This window comes from Desulfobacter sp. (assembly GCA_028768525.1).
Lineage (GTDB): Bacteria > Desulfobacterota > Desulfobacteria > Desulfobacterales > Desulfobacteraceae > Desulfobacter.
In genome coordinates this window covers 1,294,502-1,314,906 of the sequence record CP054837.1, presented here as the reverse complement: position 1 = coordinate 1,314,906, position 20,405 = coordinate 1,294,502, and the positions used below count along the sequence as shown (strand labels likewise).

The 20,405-nt window shown below is 46.2% G+C and carries 26 protein-coding genes; 17 read left to right on the top strand and 9 right to left on the bottom strand.

What is annotated here, in order from left to right:
* Positions 1 to 326 precede the first annotated feature (326 nt).
* The 4 genes from HUN04_06065 to HUN04_06050 form a co-directional block, all read right to left on the bottom strand.
* Positions 327 to 545, bottom strand: coding sequence for a hypothetical protein (locus HUN04_06065; protein ID WDP89314.1), 219 nt, complete (start codon positions 543 to 545; stop codon positions 327 to 329).
* Positions 545 to 1,294, bottom strand: coding sequence for an ATP-binding protein (locus HUN04_06060; GenBank protein WDP89313.1), 750 nt, complete (start codon positions 1,292 to 1,294; stop codon positions 545 to 547). Before HUN04_06060 ends, HUN04_06065 begins: the two co-directional genes overlap by 1 nt.
* Positions 1,291 to 2,730, bottom strand: a complete 1,440-nt coding sequence (locus HUN04_06055; protein WDP93178.1) for an IS21 family transposase — start codon at positions 2,728 to 2,730, stop codon at positions 1,291 to 1,293. The genes HUN04_06060 and HUN04_06055 overlap by 4 nt, the downstream gene beginning before the upstream one ends.
* 554 nt (positions 2,731 to 3,284) lie before the next feature.
* Positions 3,285 to 3,620 (bottom strand): helix-turn-helix transcriptional regulator, encoded by a 336-nt coding sequence (locus HUN04_06050; GenBank protein WDP89312.1) that lies wholly within the window; start codon positions 3,618 to 3,620, stop codon positions 3,285 to 3,287.
* 186 nt (positions 3,621 to 3,806) lie between these two features.
* Here HUN04_06050 and HUN04_06045 point away from each other — a divergent pair, with 186 nt between their 5' ends.
* From HUN04_06045 to HUN04_05995, 11 genes are all read left to right on the top strand, one after another.
* The gene (locus HUN04_06045; GenBank protein ID WDP89311.1) at positions 3,807 to 4,664 is read left to right on the top strand and encodes a GIY-YIG nuclease family protein; all 858 of its coding nucleotides are present in this window, start codon (positions 3,807 to 3,809) and stop codon (positions 4,662 to 4,664) included.
* A 301-nt stretch (positions 4,665 to 4,965) separates the two neighbouring features.
* Positions 4,966 to 5,217 (top strand): type II toxin-antitoxin system HicB family antitoxin, encoded by a 252-nt coding sequence (locus tag HUN04_06040; protein WDP89310.1) that lies wholly within the window; start codon positions 4,966 to 4,968, stop codon positions 5,215 to 5,217.
* Positions 5,218 to 5,685 carry a hypothetical protein gene (locus tag HUN04_06035; GenBank protein WDP89309.1) on the top strand — a complete coding sequence of 156 codons (468 nt, stop codon included), beginning with the start codon at positions 5,218 to 5,220 and terminating at the stop codon, positions 5,683 to 5,685.
* Positions 5,685 to 6,287, top strand: a complete 603-nt coding sequence (locus HUN04_06030) for a recombinase family protein (GenBank protein ID WDP89308.1) — start codon at positions 5,685 to 5,687, stop codon at positions 6,285 to 6,287. Before HUN04_06035 ends, HUN04_06030 begins: the two co-directional genes overlap by 1 nt.
* Positions 6,288 to 6,576: 289 nt before the next feature.
* Positions 6,577 to 7,077 (top strand): hypothetical protein, encoded by a 501-nt coding sequence (locus HUN04_06025; protein WDP93177.1) that lies wholly within the window; start codon positions 6,577 to 6,579, stop codon positions 7,075 to 7,077.
* Positions 7,071 to 8,186, top strand: coding sequence for a hypothetical protein (locus HUN04_06020; protein ID WDP89307.1), 1,116 nt, complete (start codon positions 7,071 to 7,073; stop codon positions 8,184 to 8,186). Before HUN04_06025 ends, HUN04_06020 begins: the two co-directional genes overlap by 7 nt.
* Positions 8,187 to 8,189: 3 nt before the next feature.
* The gene (locus tag HUN04_06015; GenBank protein WDP89306.1) at positions 8,190 to 8,774 is read left to right on the top strand and encodes a phosphoesterase; all 585 of its coding nucleotides are present in this window, start codon (positions 8,190 to 8,192) and stop codon (positions 8,772 to 8,774) included.
* Positions 8,752 to 9,300, top strand: coding sequence for a hypothetical protein (locus tag HUN04_06010; protein ID WDP89305.1), 549 nt, complete (start codon positions 8,752 to 8,754; stop codon positions 9,298 to 9,300). The genes HUN04_06015 and HUN04_06010 overlap by 23 nt, the downstream gene beginning before the upstream one ends.
* A 173-nt stretch (positions 9,301 to 9,473) precedes the next feature.
* Positions 9,474 to 10,559, top strand: a complete 1,086-nt coding sequence (locus HUN04_06005) for a metallophosphoesterase (GenBank protein WDP89304.1) — start codon at positions 9,474 to 9,476, stop codon at positions 10,557 to 10,559.
* A 2-nt stretch (positions 10,560 to 10,561) separates the two neighbouring features.
* Positions 10,562 to 10,891, top strand: coding sequence for a hypothetical protein (locus tag HUN04_06000; GenBank protein ID WDP89303.1), 330 nt, complete (start codon positions 10,562 to 10,564; stop codon positions 10,889 to 10,891).
* Positions 10,888 to 11,487 (top strand): hypothetical protein, encoded by a 600-nt coding sequence (locus tag HUN04_05995; protein ID WDP89302.1) that lies wholly within the window; start codon positions 10,888 to 10,890, stop codon positions 11,485 to 11,487. The genes HUN04_06000 and HUN04_05995 overlap by 4 nt, the downstream gene beginning before the upstream one ends.
* A gap of 1,101 nt (positions 11,488 to 12,588) precedes the next feature.
* Here the strand turns inward: HUN04_05995 and HUN04_05990 are convergent.
* Genes HUN04_05990 through HUN04_05980 form a run of 3 tightly spaced genes read right to left on the bottom strand, consistent with a single transcriptional unit; the run spans position 12,589 to position 14,110 of the window.
* Positions 12,589 to 12,954: a VOC family protein gene (locus HUN04_05990; GenBank protein ID WDP89301.1), complete on the bottom strand. Its 366-nt coding sequence runs from the start codon at positions 12,952 to 12,954 to the stop codon at positions 12,589 to 12,591.
* Between the two features lie 5 nt (positions 12,955 to 12,959).
* Positions 12,960 to 13,499 (bottom strand): HPP family protein, encoded by a 540-nt coding sequence (locus HUN04_05985; protein ID WDP89300.1) that lies wholly within the window; start codon positions 13,497 to 13,499, stop codon positions 12,960 to 12,962.
* Positions 13,500 to 13,516: 17 nt separating this feature from the next.
* Positions 13,517 to 14,110, bottom strand: coding sequence for a CBS domain-containing protein (locus HUN04_05980; GenBank protein WDP89299.1), 594 nt, complete (start codon positions 14,108 to 14,110; stop codon positions 13,517 to 13,519).
* A gap of 268 nt (positions 14,111 to 14,378) precedes the next feature.
* On the opposite strand from HUN04_05980, the gene HUN04_05975 reads away from it, so the two are divergent.
* The 6 genes from HUN04_05975 (at position 14,379) to HUN04_05950 (ending at position 18,292) form a co-directional block, all read left to right on the top strand.
* Complete coding sequence (locus HUN04_05975; protein WDP89298.1) at positions 14,379 to 15,080, top strand: type 1 glutamine amidotransferase; 702 nt, start codon at positions 14,379 to 14,381, stop codon at positions 15,078 to 15,080.
* 30 nt (positions 15,081 to 15,110) lie between these two features.
* Positions 15,111 to 15,431, top strand: coding sequence for a cupin (locus HUN04_05970; protein ID WDP89297.1), 321 nt, complete (start codon positions 15,111 to 15,113; stop codon positions 15,429 to 15,431).
* A 60-nt stretch (positions 15,432 to 15,491) separates the two neighbouring features.
* The gene (locus HUN04_05965) at positions 15,492 to 15,653 is read left to right on the top strand and encodes a histidine kinase (GenBank protein ID WDP93176.1); all 162 of its coding nucleotides are present in this window, start codon (positions 15,492 to 15,494) and stop codon (positions 15,651 to 15,653) included.
* Positions 15,653 to 16,258, top strand: coding sequence for a DUF3786 domain-containing protein (locus HUN04_05960; protein ID WDP89296.1), 606 nt, complete (start codon positions 15,653 to 15,655; stop codon positions 16,256 to 16,258). The genes HUN04_05965 and HUN04_05960 overlap by 1 nt, the downstream gene beginning before the upstream one ends.
* Before the next feature lie 216 nt (positions 16,259 to 16,474).
* Positions 16,475 to 18,118, top strand: coding sequence for a hydroxylamine reductase (hcp, locus tag HUN04_05955; protein WDP89295.1), 1,644 nt, complete (start codon positions 16,475 to 16,477; stop codon positions 18,116 to 18,118).
* 12 nt (positions 18,119 to 18,130) lie between these two features.
* The gene (locus HUN04_05950; protein ID WDP89294.1) at positions 18,131 to 18,292 is read left to right on the top strand and encodes a rubredoxin; all 162 of its coding nucleotides are present in this window, start codon (positions 18,131 to 18,133) and stop codon (positions 18,290 to 18,292) included.
* 70 nt (positions 18,293 to 18,362) lie between these two features.
* Here HUN04_05950 and HUN04_05945 read toward each other — a convergent pair whose 3' ends face one another.
* A complete protein-coding gene (locus tag HUN04_05945) occupies positions 18,363 to 19,751 on the bottom strand; it encodes a hydroxylamine oxidoreductase (GenBank protein ID WDP89293.1) in 1,389 nt (462 codons plus the stop codon).
* A 38-nt stretch (positions 19,752 to 19,789) separates the two neighbouring features.
* Complete coding sequence (locus tag HUN04_05940) at positions 19,790 to 20,341, bottom strand: NapC/NirT family cytochrome c (GenBank protein WDP89292.1); 552 nt, start codon at positions 20,339 to 20,341, stop codon at positions 19,790 to 19,792.
* Positions 20,342 to 20,405 lie beyond the last annotated feature (64 nt).

The window sequence follows — 20,405 nt, the reverse complement described above, 5'->3', positions numbered from 1 at the left end:
TATGGCAATTATAGCGTTGATGATCAACGACAAATATTTTTTTCCTTCAACGACAATTAAAACTCCCGTTCCCCAACCTGCGTAACCATTTAATTTCATTAAAAAATACTTGCAAAACAATTCTGATTATGTTTTTTAAGACCATCCTTCCGGAGGATAAGGCTATGCTGGAGAGCAACCTGAGCGCCGAGAAGGTGACTGAAGTATGAGGGGCCGTATTTTCCACGTACGGCCTTTCGCTTTTTGCTCTCATACTTTGGTCTATAATGCGCTAAACTCCGGGGGTTTGGGGGCTGGCCCCCATTATAATCCGGTAAAAAGTCCTTTTAATTACCATCACAAAACCCGGTTCTTCCATGGGTTAAGCCCTCTATCGATAGTATCCGTCCGATAGTGCTTGCTGACGGCATTGGTTCAATATTTTCCGCTTCCATCTCCTTGCTGATAGCACCGGCACCGCAGTTCAGGCCTCGATTGTATAAATCCAGTCGGATCATTTTAATAATCTCAACAATCTCCTGCCTGGTATATCTGGTCTCGATCATTATTCGGCCTCCATTTTAGCCTGTTCCATGCGATAGCTTTCCACATTCAATTCAAGGATGATACTGTGATGAACGAGTCTGTCGATGGCTGCTGCCGTTGTCATAGGGTCCTTAAAAATCTGTTCCCACTTAGAGAACGGAAGATTGCTCGTGATCATCAGGCTGCCCTGTTCATACCGTTCCGCCAAAAAGGTAAACAGCACTTCCATTTCTCCCCGGCTTTGTTGGACATACCCAATGTCATCTATAATCACAGCATCAAACCTGGAGAGGGATTTGAGTTTTTTGGTTAGCTCAAGATCCCTTTTGGCAATCAGCAGATCCTGGACGAGCTGACTGCATGAGATAAAAAGAACCTGCTTACCCTTTGCAATTAATTCATGGCCAATGGCACAGAGCAGATGGGTTTTCCCGCTACCCGGATTACCAAAGGCCAGGATGTTTTCACAGCGCTCTAAAAAAGCGCCGTTGACCAGGACACTTAAATGATTGGCAACCTTTAAGGGGAGGCGCTTTTTATCAAAATTCTCAAATGTCTTGGAAGATGGCAACTTGGATGCCCTCAGGTTACGTGATATCCGGTTCTGCCAGCGGACTTCGCATTCGAGACTCAACAATTGTAAGAGGTACTTTTCATATCCCCATGCCTCCGCCCTGGCCTGATCCGCCATTTCTTCATAACTGCGGCGCATGGTCGGCATATGGAGGCTTTTAAGATTGGTGTCTATCTGATCCCGATCATTGATCATGCCGCCACCCCCTTGAGCAATTGGTCATAACGAGTCAAATCAACTGCCTGGATATGAACATCATCCGGCCTGCTGACAGAGGCGTTGGACTCAATAAGGCGTTTAACAGCCTCTTTGCTGATTTCCTGATCCTCGTTTATTAGAACCATCAGGGCGCTGTCTACTGCCACCTCGCTTGTCTTTGCTGCCAGGTATAATATTTTCAGATACCTTGCTGCTGAGCTTTTAACGGTATAACGCTTTCTTAAATGATCGTAGGCAATCCGGAACCGGCTGGTGGGGAACATGGCATTACGATAACGATAATTTTCAAATGCCCCCGGTTTTTTGACCAGGCTGTCAATGATATGCCGGTAATTGATTTTATATTTGCCCTCACCCCGCAACCTTGGCAAAGTATCGACCTTTCTCTGGCCGTACCAGACCTCCAGGCATTCCATGTAGAGGCGGACCTGGATATTTTCTCCTATGAGCCTGCTGTCTACAGAGTAAACGTTGTGATTGACCCGAATGGTACTGCTGGGACCAACCTTTAAATCCATCTTTTTACATGCATCAAGCCGGCGTTTGGGCAACCGGTGTAGGAGATCCAGTTCTTGTGTAAACCGTTTCCTACGACCGGCATTTAGCTGTGCGAACAGTTTGGCCAGGAACAAGTCATATTCTTCCCGGTCTTTAAAATCCCGGTGTCCTCTCAGCATCAGGGCCTGGTCAACGGCTTTTTTGAACCGATAATTGCGCTGCTCCACGTCTCCATTTTCATTGGGGCTGGCAGGGTTAGTTTTGCAAGGAATGATACCGTAATGGTCAACAAGATCCTGATACCTGCTGGTGAACTCCTCAGGGTGACTTACCTTGTTAACAGCGGATGTCAGACAATCGGTGCGATGTTGCTGCGGCACACCACCAAGTTCCCATAGGGCATTTTGCAGGCCCTGGCTCAGGCTTTCGAAACTCTCTGAAAAACAGACTGTACCTGTCTCCCAATTGGAATAGGTCAAAACAAAATGGTAGATCAGGTGGTCAAAAGGGACGCCGCCTATAGTGACGCCCAGTTTATCCATGTGGGTGAAGTCTGACTGGCATAATTCGCCAGGCTTATGAATTTGAGCAAAAAAGATTTCTTTGGGCGGCCCCTCTGTAGCACGCCATTGCTTTATTCTCCGTTGCAGGGTCCGTAATTGTCCATCGGCGAACCGGCCGGGGTGTCTGCGTTGCAAATCCTCAAACAGTGTCTTGGCCTCCAGACCTGGATTTATGGTCAACATGCCTTTGATACCATCCCAGGTCTCCTCAAACGGATCTTTGCGTGTGCGCCATGTATGATCCGTTTTGAGTTCACTCGGCAACTTCCCGTGTTCACGGTACTTTCGAGCTGTTTTTTCATCCATTCCAGCTTTCATTGCTGCTATCCCGAAACTCTTCTCTGACTGAATCAACTTGAACAACCTCCTCACTTGCTGGTCCGTTACCATCCAAATCTCTCCTTCTGTTCAATTTGGATGTTTCTACCATTTTTTTTGATTCTTAAATTTCGGGAATTTTAATTGTCGTTTGGCGGGAATTATAAATGACGCTGATCACGTTGAATACTATTGTTATTGGGACCTGAAATTTAAACAGCTCAGATACGGTCGAGGTGTCTAATGCGAGTTTTGTTACTTCTGCAGCCATATTGTTTCATCAAGCGGAAAACGACCCAATGCTATTCCTGCTAACCTCGCAACAGAAAAAACCTCAAAATATCAAAATTCGGACCTGCTTTGACTGTTTGGATTTATTTCTTTGAAATCACCAAGGCTTTTGCATCCGCAGAAATTAAGTGTTGGCAGTGGTGACAGACCATATTCAGGCTCTTAACATGGCCTTTAAAAAGAAACTTACCACAGTGAGGGCATCTATACTCATTTAGATCAGGGGCACTTTTCATCGGCGGTACAATTGTATCGGTTGTCTTTAAATTATTCATTTTTTACTAAAAAACGGGGGGCTATTTCTTTGGACTTCTGGAAATTTCGGTTAAATGCTTTACAAGCTCCTCAATTATTTTTTTTGAGGTATCATCAAGTCTATTATAGTTCTGAATGAAAATTTTGTTTTTTTGATCATCTGACATTTCATATTCGTTCTGGTTTGCAAGGTAATCTAATGATAGACCCAAGGCTTTGGCAATGCCAACAATGATGTCAAACGATGGTTTTTTTTGGGGGTCTTTTTCAATTTGCCAGATATAACCCCTACTCGAACCCACCTCTTTAGCAAGTTGTTCTAATGTTAACTTTTTTTGTTCACGAGCCTCTTTAATTTTATTTGATAGCCCTTCCAATGTTACTCCTCTTTTACGGTCAGTTCTACTACCTGTGTTTTTTTTAGTGGCAATAGATGTATGTTATAGCAATAAGATAACTTGACTTTTGTTTGCTATTGCATTAATGTGTTTATCATTAAAGCAAACGGTATGGCTGTGTTTATATGATAGCAGGTTCATCAACAATAAGAGAGGAAAATCGTGATGCAGGATCTTAAAAAATCAAATCTATACATTTTGATGTTTCCAGCAAAAAAAGTAATGAAAATTGGGAAGGCTAATTCTCTTAGAATTAGAATTAGTCAACTTGAAAAACACTGGGGACCTATCGATTATAATTCATCCTATTCGATAGCCATGGAAACCGAGAAGGTCTTTAAGTTGGAAAAGTCTCTGCATTTTATGGTTTCAGAATATTCTGTGGCGTTTGATGAGGGAGATGGACGAACCGAATTTTTTTCAATTAATGCGAAAGAGCAGGTCTTAGAGCATATAAGATTATATCTATCAACCACCGGAGGCCAGAAAGCACTAAAAAAAGGCATTAAAGAATCAATTTGCAAAAGGAATAATAGTCTCAAAAAACATCCTGTCCCACAAAGCAAGCTATTCTCGGAAAAAAGCAATAGATGTATCAATTTTCTTGAGAGGAATACTGCAAACTTAAAAAAAGTATTTTTTCTAATAAAACTTCTATTGCGTTATCAGTCTAAAATACCATTTCAGTACGATGTTATAGAGGATAACATTTATTTTCGTATAAAATATCATACGAGTTCCCAATGGGACTTAATATATTCTGCAATCCATCACTTTAATTTTCATATGGAAGATTGCTTTGGATTAGTCGGTTGGAAAGTTTGCGTAAACATGTGGTCTGAGGACGATATATTTCAATATCAAATGGATATCAAAACTGATGATGTGTTTTTATACAGAACATACATAAATACCCTCATTAAAAATGCGATATATAAATTACCTCAAAAGTCCGGAGCGGTCGTAGAAAATATTCCTATTTTAGATTATGAGCGGATTTTTTGCACTAAACACGCAGCATAAAAGCATTAGTTTGATGAGCATTGTTTTTCAAATGTTGCGAGTATCGGCCACAAATAGGGGTTATTATGGCTTAGGAATCGATTCAAGTATGATCCACGGTAAGATAAGAAAGATTATGGATGAAATAAATCAAACTACACTTTTTCTTACATGAACCCCGGTGCCGGCAACGGCCCGGGGTTTCGTGTAAAGGAAACTTGGAAATTAGCTATATTACACGATGTAAATAAAACTCTTGACTTTAGTTTACATAAGTGGTTTAAGATAAAATTGCGAATATTATTTTTCTAGGAGGGTGAAAGTGAAATATCCTGCTCTGGTCCATAAGGACGAGAAATCTGCTTTTGGTGTTACCATTCCAGATTTTCCTGGTTGCTTCACGGCTGGGGATACTTTGGATCAGGCCCTGGCCAACGTCCAGGAGGCGGTAAATCTTTATCTTGAGGGAGAGACCTTTAAACCTCCGGAGCCGTCTAATATCCAGGATCTTATCAGAGATCAAGAACCGGGTGGCTCTTGGTTTTTTGTTGATATTAATTTTGGAGATTTGTAAATGACCTGGAACTATCGAATCATTAAAAGGCATCATGCCGAATCCGGAACCACCACCTTGGGCATCCACGAAGTCTACTATAATGAGGAAGGGGCTATTGATTCCTGGACGCAAGGCCCAATGGACCCACACGGGGAAACACTTGCAGAATTAAAAGCGGATCTTGAACATTTTGCAGAGGCCTTGGAAAAGCCCGTCCTGGTCGAAAAAGTAAAAGATGGAAAAGATATCCTGGTGCCGGCTGCGGATCTGAAAAATTTGCTTGATCAGTGCGAGGGCAAAGATATGTCCCTGACCGATGAAGATAAGTCCTGGGTCAATGACAAGACGGTTGGCCGGGAAAAAGAAGGGTGGGGTAACTTTTTTGAGCAGGGGCCGTGTCCAGATTTTCCGTCAATTAAAGAACTACGGGCAGGGATAGGGGAGGATGCACCCAGAGAGAGCTTAGATGATCGGGAGCAAAAATAATGGCAGATGTAGGGTATATAAGGGTCAGTTCAGCCGACCAAAACACCGACCGGCAGCTTGCCGATTTCCATCTGGATAAGGTTTTCATTGACAAAATTTCCGGGGCCACCACTGACCGGCCGAAATTGCGGGAGTGCTTGGAGTATGTAAGGGATGGCGATACACTCCATGTCCATTCCATGGATCGGCTGGCCAGGAACCTGGCAGACCTCCAGCGATTAGTTGAGGATCTGACAGAGAGAGGGGTCAAGGTTCGGTTTCGTAAAGAGGGCCTTGAATTTGATGGGACCGAGAACCCCATGAGTAAGTTGTTGCTGCAAATGATGGGGGCTGTTGCGGAGTTTGAGCGTTCCATGATCAAGGAGCGACAGGCCGAAGGGATCAAAAAAGCATTGGCCAGGGGCGTTAGATTCGGTCGCAAGCCTAAACTCTCTGATGCGACTAAGCGAGAGATCATCGCCCTGGTGGACTCCGGCCAGGAAAAAAAAGCCGTGGCCGAAAAATATATGATATCCAGGACCACCGTATATAAAATCCTGGAGGATTGGCAGAGTGGTAAAATAACCGGGCCGGTTGAGTGTCAAACGGAGTTGTCTATTTAAAAGACTAAATTTATGCAAAAGCAGCAGAAAATAAGGACTATTTTTTTACGCAAAATGTGTAACGCATTTTGTGTAAGATGGAAATGGTAGTAAACAAAGGTCATCGTTGGACTGACGCACTTCATTTGTCTTGCTCGGTGTCCAGCGTCCAATTCTCCGTCCGCTGCGCTCCCGGACAGATTGGACACCGGCCCCCGACCCTTTGTTAACTCTCCAGGAGGCTTTATGTCATCCAGTCGCTGGACCGAGGGGCCGAGTGGATTAATTAATCTTTTTTTTGAGGGTAATGATGATCATTTACATTGATATGGATGGTGTGATCTGCAAATTAACCAATAAAGATCTAAGGATGCTAATAAAACAAGGTCACAAGCATTTCCCTCCTGATTTTTTCTTGAGCCTGGAGCCTATGCCCGGGGCAATCGAGGCGGTAAACCGGTTGCGCTCGATGGCAGACGTTTATATCCTGACAGCACCGAGCGTCCGGAACCCGCTTTGCTATACCGAAAAGCGGTTATGGATTGAAAAGCAATTTGATCTGGAGCTTTGCCACCGGCTGATAATCAGCCCGAATAAAGCCCTGTTGAAGGGCGATATCCTGATTGATGACAACATCAGGGGCAAAGGCCAGGACGGTTTTGAGGGCAAACTGATTCATTTTGGATCTGAGGATTGTCCGGATTGGGATGCTGTGGATAACAATATAGGGAGAGTCCTGGTGGAGATGGATTTTGACAAAGCGATGGCCAGGATTGAAGCTAAAATAGAAGAGAGGCGTAATGAATGGTAGGATTGAGATCCGAAATGCCGGAAGAGTATAAGCGACTGTATAGCGAGTATGACCGCTTTGATGGCCCGGAACTGTATCAAGAGATGGTTCGGCGCAACCATGGCCGAATCAAGGTGCTTGCCCTGGACTTGGAATATACGCTGATCACCAGTGCTGTGACCCAATGGCCCCGGCCTGGCCTTTATGAGTTTTTAGAGGCCGTAAAGACCATGTTTGAGAGGGTTGTTATCTATACGGCTGTTGCTGAAAGCCTATTCCGTGAGGTTGCAAACAATCTGGTCCGGGAAAAAGATGTGCCGGAGTGGTTTGCGGATATCGAGTATATAGATTGGCCAAGGCAAGGATACAAAGACCTGTCCCTTATCCCTGGGATAGAGTCACATGAGGCCCTGCTTGTGGACGATTTTCGCCCGTATGCTCATCCGGAACAGTTGTTCCAGTGGGTCAGAATTGTACAATATAGTGGCGGCAGCGAACTCGACGGCCTGGAACTCGTCAAAATTCTGATGATTCTTGAATTGATCCAGACCGGGGAGGTTAGTCAAAAAAGTATTGTGGATCATCTGGCATGGCTTGTTGATGATGATATCTCTATCATTAAGCGGTTACGGCTGTATCCGATGGAGGGGCCTTTTGATCCCTTGAAAATTGCCGTTGAAGTGGACCCTATTGCCGAGGAAAATCATTATGATCCCATAAAACGGACTATTCCGGATCTATTTTACGATAACTTAAAATATTTTTTTAAGTGGACAACGGTGGAGCAGGTGCCTTTTTGTGAGGGTGAGGCTATTGAAATCATCAATACCTGGGAATCGTTTTATGCTGTTTTTAAGAGATCCCCGGGGCGCATTGATATATCCTTTCCGGATCTGCCGGGCCTCAAAGCGGAGTGCGTAAAAAAAGAGGGTGACAATAGTTTCGATAATTATACGCTACAGGCCTACGATGATGTAAGGGAGGCCCTGGCCGCATGGCTGCAGACCGCAAAACCCGAGGACATCCCGGAACAGCGGTTTTCTAGAAAAAAGCTCAAAGAGCTCTATCCGGATGATCTGATAGAAACAACTCATGGACAATTGCCATGGAGGAAAAGAGAAGGATCTTGATTGATGAACTGGTTTTTTACAGCAGATGAGCATTACGATCATTTTAATTCGATTGAATACAACGGCAGGCCGTTCGAAACCAAAGAAGAGATGAACGAGGCCATGATTCGGCGTCATAATGAGGTTGTAGGTCCGGATGATACCACTGTCCATGTCGGGGATTTTTCTTTAGTCGAAAACAGGGGTAAGGTAGAGGCCTTTATCCACCGGCTCAACGGCAATCATATTTTCATCCGGGGGAGCCATGATTATTGGCTCGACAAGGAGCCGATTTCCATTGAAACCCCGATCATTGAGATTTGGGAAAAAGAGTTTAAAATGGATCTTGGCCGGTTTTACATTGTGGCTTGCCATTACGCCATGAGGACCTGGCCAAGATCCCATCATGGAGCTTGGCAGCTCTATGGCCATAGTCACGGAGCTTTGCCCGGGATCGGGCCGCAAATGGACGTAGGTGTGGATACGAATAACTTTTATCCTTATTCCCTGGAAGAAATTGTTAAAATTTTACGGAAACAACCGGCTTTTGCGGATTGTCATCACAACGAAAGGAAGAGGCAGAATTATGGATTTCACAATCGCTCTTGATCTGGAAGGGACACTGATCACAGATGAAAAAAGCCGGATTCCTCGACCTGGCCTTTATGATTTCTTAGAGGCCTGCCGGGATCTGGGTCGTGTAGTCCAGTATACAATGGTCGATGAAGAAACCGTCCGGGAGATCGCACGGGAGCTGGTAGATAGTGGCCATGCTCCTGAATGGTATGCCGATATCGAGTGGGTTGATTGGTTTTCCGTAGACACTGATCACAAGGATCTCAACCTGATCCCGGGAGCCAGCGTTAAAAATGCTGTCCTTGTGGATGATCATATGGGGTTTGTTGCTCCTGGCCAGGAGCATAGATGGATCAAGGTTGATTTCTTTGATCCATCGATATCTGATAGGGAACTCAACCTTGCCCTGTGGAGAATCAAGCGGCAATACTGGAAAAGTCTTGGCCTATCCCAAGTGATAGATCTCACCTGGCCTGGGGATAAGGATAAGTTGATAAATGATCTCCAGGATGAAATAGACGAGCTGCTGCAAGATGTGGTTCGGCTGCAGAGGCCGTAGAAGGAAGAAAACCGCACATTACCGTGGGATACTATTTGTCTCCCGAAACGGGATGACACAAGGCCTCAGGTGAGAGGTCCGGGGTAGCCCTGAACTTGACCAGAGGGCTCCAATTGCCCAAGATGAGAGGTTCAGGGTGGGATAATAGTCTCAAATTTAAGCGGGAAACACAAGTGAAAATACTCTATACAACAGACCTGCACGGCAGGGATCTATATTACAACCTGATTTTTAAAAAAGCGCAGTGCCATGAAGCTGACCTGGTGATCAACGGCGGGGATCTGTTGCCGAAGGTGGAGCCGGTTTTTAAACGGCAGCAGAAGTATATCAAGTACCTGGCAAGGACATATTTCCCCCGGTGGGAAAAAGCTGGCATCCATTATATCCTTTGCCCAGGCAACGATGATGCCCGGGTGTTCGATGATTTGCTGGCCGAGGCCTGCAGCGAATTTGAATACGTCCATTTTCTGCGCCCTGAAGGGGATATGGTCAGCATCGGGGATCTGGATTTCATTGGATTCAACTTGGTGTGTGATTATCCTTTCGGCATCAAGGATCGGTGCCGGATGGATAAAGAAGGCTTTGAGTTCCCACCGCAACGGGGAACCCCGTCATACACGGTCGCAAAAGGGAACGGATACGGTTGGCAGGAGATCGACGATTGGTTTTCTCATGCCCGGACTTTGCCCACCCTGGAGGATGAACTGGAGGCCCTGGTAAAACCTGACGTCCGGCGACCGGATGAAGGCCTTGTGTCATCCAGCCCTCTGGACCTAAAGGCCTCCATGAAAAAGGCCGTGTATATCATGCACATGCCACCGGCCGGCCTGGGCCTGGACGTTTGTTCATCCGGAGATCGGCCGGCAGCGTGGTCCGTCCGGGAGTTCCTTGAAAGGGAACAGCCCTTGCTTTCCCTCCATGGCCATATCCATGAGTCATACATCATGACTTCGATCTGGAAAGCCAAAATAGGTGACACCTGGGCAGTGCAGCCCGGGCAGGGCGGTCCTCATCCTGTATATTGTGTCATTGATACGGATGACCTGGAGAGTATGAGGCGAGTCGGGCATAAAAGCGAACGGCTCCATCTGACGTTGGATAGCTTCGTCCAGGTAGACGAGCTGCCCGATTATTTGCAATATTATTTTTCCATCTGGCTTGCCAAAAATGAAATGGAAGGGGGAAAGGAAGTGCCATTCCCCCATTTTGAAAGGTTCGTTTTGGAAAAAGGACTTAATATTAAGTTGATCCGGAAATAGCGATGAAAAGAGAAGAACACGAACAACGAAGCATTGAAATGTTCGGGAAACCGTTCTCCGAGGTCCATGCGTTCCTGGATCAGTATTTTGCCATGTTCGGGCCGTACCATCGTATCGTGCTTCACCACCGCAGAGGCCTGGAGCTGATGAATCAGCAGATCCCCGGGCCTGTTCGCCAGGTGGGAGAAGGACATATCATTGATGATCTGGGTTTTATTCCGGAAGATTGGACGGACCCGGAATTCGATATGGATCGGGATTATGCCGATTCCTGGCTGAATCGGGATACGGATAAGGGCCTGGATGATGTATTAAAGGAGTTATTTGGTTGAGGCAAGAAGACCACGAAGCAAAGGCCCTGGCCACGTTCGGCCGGGAATGTACGTTTGTCCATGAGTTCCTGGATCAGTATTTCTCGGCCTATGGTCCTTATCATAGGATTGTTTTGCACCATCAAAGAGGGATTGAATTGATCAAAACCGCTTTCCCCAATGAAGATCCGGATTTGATCGAGAAGGTGGCCATACAACACATCAGGGATGATCTACATGGCAGTATGCCGCATGATTGGTGGGAGTTTGACACGACGATAGAGTACCTTGATCATGTAATCTCCAAAAAATGTAAGCGTCCCCCTGGGCGATTGCTGGAGCGCATGAAAAAATTGTATCCGGAGGATTTTAATGCTCGAAAGCGCCCATGGACGGTCCAGGGCAAAACCATGTACTATATTCGCAAGGCGGATCTGGCAGATCCGGAGAGGGAGGCCTTTCAAAAGTTCCTTGTGGCTACCTGCCGGAATGCCCCGGTTCCCCCTGGAGAAATCCCGGGAAGTACGGCATGGTGGCATGACTATCAGGCTTTTGCCCGGGGCGAAGATCCGTACCTGGGTATTAAGGCGATGAGCGGTTTCCCGAAAGAGGATTGATACAGATCCCCCCCGGCACCCTATGTGCCAGGGGCGATCAACTTAAAAACGATCTGCTGTGTTTGCAGACAGGGCGAATATACCATGGTCGGCTGCTTAATTCATTGAAATAATTTTGGATGCTGCTCAATGGAGGCTGGAGGTAGAATGAAAAAAAAGAAAACCTCAAAAACAAAGAATCTACTGATCGACAATCAGTACAACTTTACCCGGAGGCCTCACCGAGTCAGATGTTTAACCATCCTCTTGGAGGTTGAAAAGAAAAAAGGCATGGTGGATACTGGGTACCATAACACACAAACCAAGACCTGATCCCTCAGTTTATCTATTTCAAACCAGACAAACCCTCCTTGTTAACAATGGCAGTGTCCAATCCGGGGGATTCTCCCATGCGATTCCAGAAGGCGAAGGCATAGCAGGGCAACATGGCGTCAAGGTTTCTAAAATTTGAAGCCCTGTGAAGGCCTGTCTCAAGCTCGATTTAAAGCCGTCACAGGATATCCTATGGATATCAACAGAGGTGGGCTATGGATAGCCATAGAATTCATGCCCTTTGGAGGGGACGCCGTTAGCACGGGGTTTTTGAGTTTTTTGGGTAACCCTAAAATGCAGCAAAAAATACCGTAATAAATAAGTAGATTTAAGCACTTTAAAAAACATATTTACCACACTATGGTGTGCGGGAAACATTTTTTAAAAAGGTTTTTCACCCTTTCCGACTGTCTTAAATTAATTTATATGTAAGGACTTTGCTATTATCCATTGGTGTTTGCAGATTACGGAACACTGTGAACTATCCCTGTGACTCAAGCGCACTTCAAACACAAAAACTCGTTCTCGAATTATCAGTGGCCTGAGCGCTGGAAAAAGAATTGATCGCCTTTATTGGCAGTGCTATCAGCGAAAAATGATAGACATAATGTGGGGTACTTGATTCCTAATATTTCTTCCTTCATTTTCCTCCGAGAAGGTAAAACATTTTTTCGTATTTGAATCTTAATGGGCTGCAACGGCCCGCAGTCTTAAAATGCACCGCAGCAACCTTCACAACCTGGCCACAAGGCTTGGCCTAAGGCAAAAAATGGATCAAGGTTAAGAAGGTCAGTCAGCCTGCCATATTTCAAGCCGTCGCCCATCCGGATCAAACAGATAGAACACCCTGGCGTTCCATGGGTGGGCTTTAACTGGGGTTGGATGCAGCCCTTTTTTCACATAGTCATCCCAAACCGATTTGATATCATCAACCTGTAGGGCAATGGTAATCCCATGAGTCTCTTGGCTTTTGATCGACGCTTTTTTCTCATCAGCGATGCTGATTCTGGCATTTCCCGATACCAGAAATTCAACAAACCAGTCGGTCATGAAATTTACCTTCAAAGAGAGTCCATCACGATAAAACCCGACTGTTTCTTCCCAGTGCCGGCAATATAGTATCATGTTTGTCGAGATTACGTTATTGTTGTCCATTTAAATTAAAACCAAAATTCGGGATATTTTCTTTTGCTCGCCATATTGTTCACCACAAGGGCGACAATAAGCATGATCACTACACCCAAGCCTACAGGAACCAACGCATACAAGAAACCCAATTCGTGTATTTTTTCGCTGCCGATCACAGCGATCAGCGCTGTGGCCCCACCGGGCGGATGTAGCGTCTGAGTGGCGTGCATCAGGGCAATGGCCGTTGCAACTGAAAACGCCGCTGCAAACCAGGGAAAAGCCTGGAAAAGCTGCCAGCAGGCCACACCGACAAAGGCGGACAATACGTGACCGCCGATCAGATTTCTGGGCTGGGCCAAAGGGCTTCTCACGGCACCGTAGATCAGGACTGCCGAGGCCCCGAATGACCCGATGATATAAACAAAATCACTTCCAGAAAACAGATTGTAGTTCAAAAAGGCCACCGGGGTAATCCCCAGAAAAGCCCCTATCCAGGACCAGAACACTTCGCTTGGATTCACTTTCGGGGGACGTTGCCCGCCACCGGCCATTTTTTTAAAATACGGAATCATGGTCAGTCTCCTTTGTATCAGCACATGGCCTGGACAAGATCTGACCTGGCAATGATCCCCACCAGGGCGTTGTTATCATCACTCACCGGGACACGGTTGATATTGTTCCGGTCCAAAAGGTTGGCCACATCCATCAGCTTGAGGCCCTGGTGGACGATCACCGGCGGTGAAGACATGATATCCCTGGCTTTCAGCGTTTTAAGGGGCAACGCAAGGCAACGGCTGTCATCCATGCACTGAATCAAAACCTGCATGAACGACGGCTCCTTGTTCTCATTCATCCTGGACAGAAAATCTTTCTCCGATATAACCCCGGTCACAGCCCCCTCTTCGTTGAGAACCGGAACCCCAGAAATATCGTGATCCCTCATTTGCATGGCGGCCTCCAAAAGAGGTGCATCTTCAAGGACAGAAACCACATTCCGGGTCATAATATGCTCGGCCCGGATGGCGGTTTTAACACGGGAGATTGCATGGTCAAAGGCAATCCTGTATACTTCGATGAAGTCGGACGGCGTGATATCCAGGTATCCGGGTATTTCTCTCATTGCCTCCAGCACGTCTTCATCTGTAATGGCTTGAAAGCATTCATTGATACGGCTGAAATTCATATCTCTCCTTTCGCTATCTGGTCCAAGTTCAGCTTTGTAAAAGGCAAATCCCAGGCTAATAAGTCTTTTCAGGATTTACCCCAGCCTATCCATTCGTGGCATTTATCATGGAGTATAGGTAGCGCCGGAAAGAAACGCATTGACATAGATCAATTTTACTTTTTGGTTTGAACTTGATCTATGTCAATGCGACCACCGCCCAAATGCGATAAGAAATTACATCAGATGAGAATTAAGATAGGGGAAACTGAAAAAAGGGAACGAACCGATGAAAATTCATTATCTGCAGCATGTTCCATTCGAAGACCTTGGCATGATGAAACCGGTTTTAATGGCAGGCGGCCATCAGTTAACGAACACACAATTTTTCAACTCTTTCGAGATTCCTTCTGTTCACGATTTTGATTGCCTGATCGTGATGGGAGGTCCCATGGGGGTAAATGACGAGTCTGATTATCCCTGGCTTTATGATGAAAAAAAATTGATCGAAGATGCCGTCAAGCACAAAAAAATCATCCTGGGGATCTGCCTGGGTGCTCAACTGATCGCCGACGTGATGGGCGCAGGTATTCATAAAAATAAATATAGAGAAATCGGCTGGTTTGACATAGAAACAATCAAAGACATCAACGATACTATTCTGGCGAACGTCTTCCCGCCTCAGGCACCTGTCTTCCACTGGCATGGAGATACGTTTGATATTCCAAAGGGAGCGGTGCACATCGCCAAGAGTGAGGCCTGTTTAAATCAAGGCTTTGTATTTGAAAATCATATTGTGGGGTTTCAATTTCATCTGGAGTCAACCCCTCAGACTGTCAAGAATCTGATATTGAACTGCAAAGACGAAATTGACGGATCAAAGTACGTTCAGTCCGAAACTAAAATTTTATCGAGCGAGAATCATTTCTCATACATCAATACGATCATGCATGGCGTTTTGGATAGATTGATCCGGCAGGCGCCAAGATAAACATTTTCTTAAATGAGAAAGGGGAAATCCATGAAGGTTTTAAAGCTTACTGAAACAAACGAATTCACACCGGGAGCGATGAAGCGATTCTTTCTGGTAAAAACTTCAGAATTCTTCAAGATCATTAATTTCAACCTCGATTCCGGAGTTACATTCCCGGTGCATTCTCACGACTTAGACGGAGAATTATCTATCCAGGTTCTTGAAGGAAAGGGATGGTTTTTAGGGGAGAATGACTCAAAAATACCGGCAAATGAAGGTGATATCCTGATTTCAGAAATCAGGGAGCCCCATGGTGTCATGGCCGATACGAAAATGCGGATCATCGTTACAATTGCCCCACCAATTTAATGAAAGGAATCTGGATAAAACACGAGGAGCGCTTCCATGAACCGACAGGAATATGAAAAAATTAAAGAAAGAATGGAGCAGCTTGAGACACTGATCGCTGAAACAAAAAAAAGACTTCCTGCTCATTCTGTAAAGCCCCCTGTCATGCTGGACCTGCTGGAATATGAAGATGAATATGATTTGTTACTTGAAAAAATGAATCAGTTAAAGGCGGGCAACTAGTGGCAGATGATCTGACAGGCAGTGATCAGGATATCACCGAATATTTGAATGCCATTAACCTGCAGAATACTGACGAACTTGTCACAACTCTGGGACTGCAGAGAACAGCAGAGGGCTGCAGGTTTTCTTTTTTTAACAGACAGATACTATTTGATCATCAGGACTTCATTGACGTTTCAGGCGAAGAATTGTCTTTGCCGATAAAAGAGGTTCTATGCAGATACCTGACAAACTGCCCCCAACCAACCGTCAAAGAATCTGCCAGATTGGTGACGTTCAGGGAGTTTTCAAAGAATAGCCCGCTGTTCTATCGATTTGCGGAAAATACAAGCAAAACGATTGAGCAAACCTTTTCGGGCCGGACGAATATCCTGGAACAAAAATGCAGACGGGCATACGGCATTCCCATAGACAACTCATCTTTTGACCTGTGTATCAGATTTAAAGCCCTCCCGAAAATACCGATAGCGCTGCAGTTTAACGATGTCGATGAGATGCTTCCCGCAAAAGCGACATTTTTATTTCATGAGGATGCTGTTAATTATCTGGATGTGAAATCTTTAGGGAGTATTATGACCTACCTTTCAGGCCTTTTGATAAACTGATTTCAAAAAAATCTGCAAAGGGGCTTTCTTTATTTTTTCAGGCCCGTATGTTACAAAGAGACCTGATATTTTTCGTATTCCAATACTGCGTCAGCGCAAAGCTTATATTTTTTGACAAATTGATCCAGATCAAGGCTTTTGATTTTTTTACGCCATATTGTGTATCCGTGTTGCAGTAATACATAAATCGCCAATTTCTAAAAAGGAGGATTTACGATGTTTTGCTTTCAATGTCAGGAAACGGCAAGGGGAACCGGATGTACTGTACGGGGTGTCTGCGGTAAGGAAGAGGCCACTGCAAATCTCCAGGATCTGATCATCTTTCACTGCAAGGGCATTTCCGTCCTGGCTAAAAAAGGTAAAGCGCTCGGCATCGACCGGATTGAAGATGCCGGACGGATCATCACCCACGCATTGTTCACTACGATTACCAACGCCAATTTTGACGATACCGCCCTCATCGACTGTACCAAAAGCCTGCTGGTCTTCAAGGATGATCTTAAATCCGCCTTGGGGGATAAACTTCCTCAAGATCTGCCCGATGCAGCGTTATTCAGCTCTGCTGATGAATCCCAGTTCCAGGAGAAGGCGAAAACGGTCGGTATCCTTGCCACAGAGAATGAAGACGTCAGATCCCTTAGGGAAACGGTTGTCTTCGGCTGCAAAGGCATCAGCGCTTACGCCCACCATGCGGCCATGCTGGGATTCGAGAAAAAGGAAGTGTATGATCAACTCATAGAAAGCATGGCATCGGTAACAGAAGACCTCTCTGTTGACGACATGGTGACCATGGTCATGAAGACCGGTGAAAACGCCGTCGCAACCATGGCGGTACTGGACGAGGCCAATACAACCACCTACGGACATCCTGAGATCTCAGAAGTCAACATCGGTGTGGGGACAAACCCCGGAATCCTCGTCAGCGGGCATGACCTTAGGGACTTACAGGAGCTGTTGATCCAGACTGAAGGCCAGGGTATCGATATCTATACCCACAGTGAAATGCTACCGGCCAACTACTATCCAGAGTTAAAAAAGTTTGCCCATCTGAAAGGCAACTACGGCAGCTCATGGTGGCATCAGAATAAAGATTTTGAGACGTTTAACGGTGCGATTCTGATGACGACGAACTGTGTTATCCCCATCAAGAAAAACAACTCCTACGCAGACCGGCTGTTCACCACGGGGGCCGTCGGATACCCGGGGGCCGTTCATATTCCCGACAGAAAAGATAATGCGGCCAAAGATTTTTCAGGTGTGATTGCCAAGGCGAAAGGATACCAGCCCCCGGAGGAAATCGAAACAGGTACAATCGTCGGCGGTTTCGGACACAACCAAGTTCTGGCCCTTGCCGACAAGGTTATTGACGCCGTTAAATCCGGAGCGATCAAACGCTTCATCGTTATGGCGGGATGCGACGGCAGGATGAAGGACAGAACCTACTTTACCGAAGTTGCTGAAAAGCTGCCCAAGGATACCGTCATCCTAACGGCCGGATGCGCCAAGTACAGGTACAACAAACTTGATCTTGGCGATATCGGCGGCATCCCCAGAGTCCTGGATGCCGGCCAGTGCAACGATTCCTACTCCTTGGCCGTTATCGCCATGAAACTGAGGGACGCCTTTGGGCTTGAGCATATCAATGATCTGCCGCTCTCCTTTGACATCGGCTGGTACGAGCAGAAGGCCGTTGCCGTACTTCTGGCGTTGCTCTCCCTTGGCATCAACGGCATCCGGCTTGGTCCCACGCTGCCGGCCTTTATCTCCCCCACTGTCTTGAACGTACTGGTTGATAAGTTTGATATCAAAGCCATTAGCACCCCCGAAGAAGACATCGCCGCCATGATGGCCGGGAACTAAAAGGAGGAATCAATGGATAAATACGAATGCATACCCTGCGGATATATCTATGACCCTGAAGAAGGTGATGATGAAGGGGGCATTGCGGCTGGCACAGCCTTTGAGGATCTTCCGGATGACTGGACCTGCCCCATCTGCGGAGTCGGCAAAGAAGAGTTTGAAAAAGTCTCCTGATTCTCCAACCGTCTAAAAACAATGCAGCCGCCCAGGATTCACCTGAGCGGCTGCATCTTCTTCATCCTAATTATTTAAAGATCTCTTTGGGCTTTGTCGTATCCCCCGTGGCGTTGGGATAATTTTCTGCCTTATAGGCTTTGGTATTGGTTTCAATCAGATGATTGGCCTCTTCCATGAAGTTGTTAAACCGTTTTTTGCACTCGTAGAACCCGTGCCACCAGGAATAATCCGGAGCCATCATGGCCGCCCCCATTCTCGCCCGACGGCCCTCATGATGCCATAGTTCGTAATACTCCACCTCCAGGCGCTCGTCAAAGAAGCGGGCCTTATCCAGAAGCCCCTTTTCATAAAGCTCATCCAGCTTCGCCTTGGCCGGTTTAAAGTAAACCTCGTTGTACTCCTGAATGGTCTGGTCCATCTGGCTGTAGTGGGACTCGGTCCACCGCTTTCCGTGGCATTGCATACAAACTTCCTGCATTTTGGTCCGCTCTTCTTTCCAATTGGTCTGTGCGGGAAGCGGTTTGAAATTTTCCGGGCGGACCGTCAACGGGGCCTGCAGTTCCCAGGACAACCTTTCCGTTACATCATGGGAGGTCATGACACTGCCTGCTCCCGACATATGGCATGAGGCGCATGTCGGCCCTCTGAAATCAACCCCGGGTGTCCAGGTGCCGGGAGCGGCTTTCCAATTATACTCATCACCAAAGGCATCATAGATATCCCCGTGCTTGGATTCGGTATATATCTCGATCTGCGGATGATCCGGGCCAAGGTGACATTGCCCGCAGGCCTGGGGCTTTCTGGCTTCCATTACAGAGAAACGATGTCTTGTGTGGCAACTGGTGCAGCTTCCTTTGCTTCCGTCCAGGTTGATCCGGCCGACTCCTACATTTGGCCAGGTGGACGCTTCCAATTCGCCCTCTGTCATCTTCACGATGGTGCCGTGGCAATGGTAACACCCATTGACCCGCTCAAAGTCGCTGTTCATGCCCTTGTTGAGCCAGGGATCAATTTTCCATATGATTTCAAGCGTATTGGCGTGCTTGCTTTTACCGTATTGCATGGCCTCATCCGGATGGCACCGGGAACAGTCCTTGGGGGTGACGACTGCGGAAACCGGGACCATGTATTTTTTCTGCCCGTATTTCGTGTCATTTGCCTCGTACTCCTTAAAATGAGCCTGACTGACGTCCGGGTCACTGGGGTCTGCGGCGTGGCAATCATAACAGGTGATATTGGCACTGGCATGACGGCTGGCTGCCCAGTCTGAAAATATACCCGGATGCTGCTTTTTGTGGCATTCAATACAGGCCATTGCCTCTGGTGACATGGACCTTTCAATTCTAAACTCTTTGGATTTCGGCATGTTCATTTGGGCATCCGAACAGAGAACCGTGGATGCGCAAATGACCATGATTAATAAGCCCATTAGCAGTACTATTAAATTCCTTTTCATAGTGCCCCCTGTTTTATATGTAGCTATTTTAAATGCTTTTAAATTCCTAATCCTCTATACGGCGCCTGATTCTGTTTGTACTTGTAAAACTCACTGTCCACGTGAACCAGGTTGCGGTGGCAGTCAACACACTTTTTTTCATACCCTTTTCTCGGGTACAGGACTGATCGATGGGCCAGCATGGCACCTCTCTTATCCGGTATGTGCAGAAGATTACGATGGCATTTCTGGCATTGTGCATTTTTAAAAGTTGCATAGGCATGTTCACGGCTTTTTTCCCGGTCATAGGTGCCATAAGCAAAATGGACGAATACATCTTTTATGCCGTGAGCTGTCTTGGCGTAAAAGAAATTGATCGTATCTTGCGGGGCAGGCAGATGGCAGTCCATACAGTCAGCGACAAACCCCTGGGCATTGTTTACATGGGTGGAAGTTTTCCAACTGTTATAGGCGGGTCGAATTTCGTGACAGGACGCACAGAAACCAGGAGTGGACGTTCGGGCCATGGTATAATAGGTGAGGCTGAAAACGGGGAAAGCGATAATAATACCGATAAAGACGAAAATCACAGGTTTGATCATTTTTTTCATTACGAACCTCAAGCCTGTCAATAGATAAAAATTATGTTTTCTATTGTGATGAATAGCTAAATGG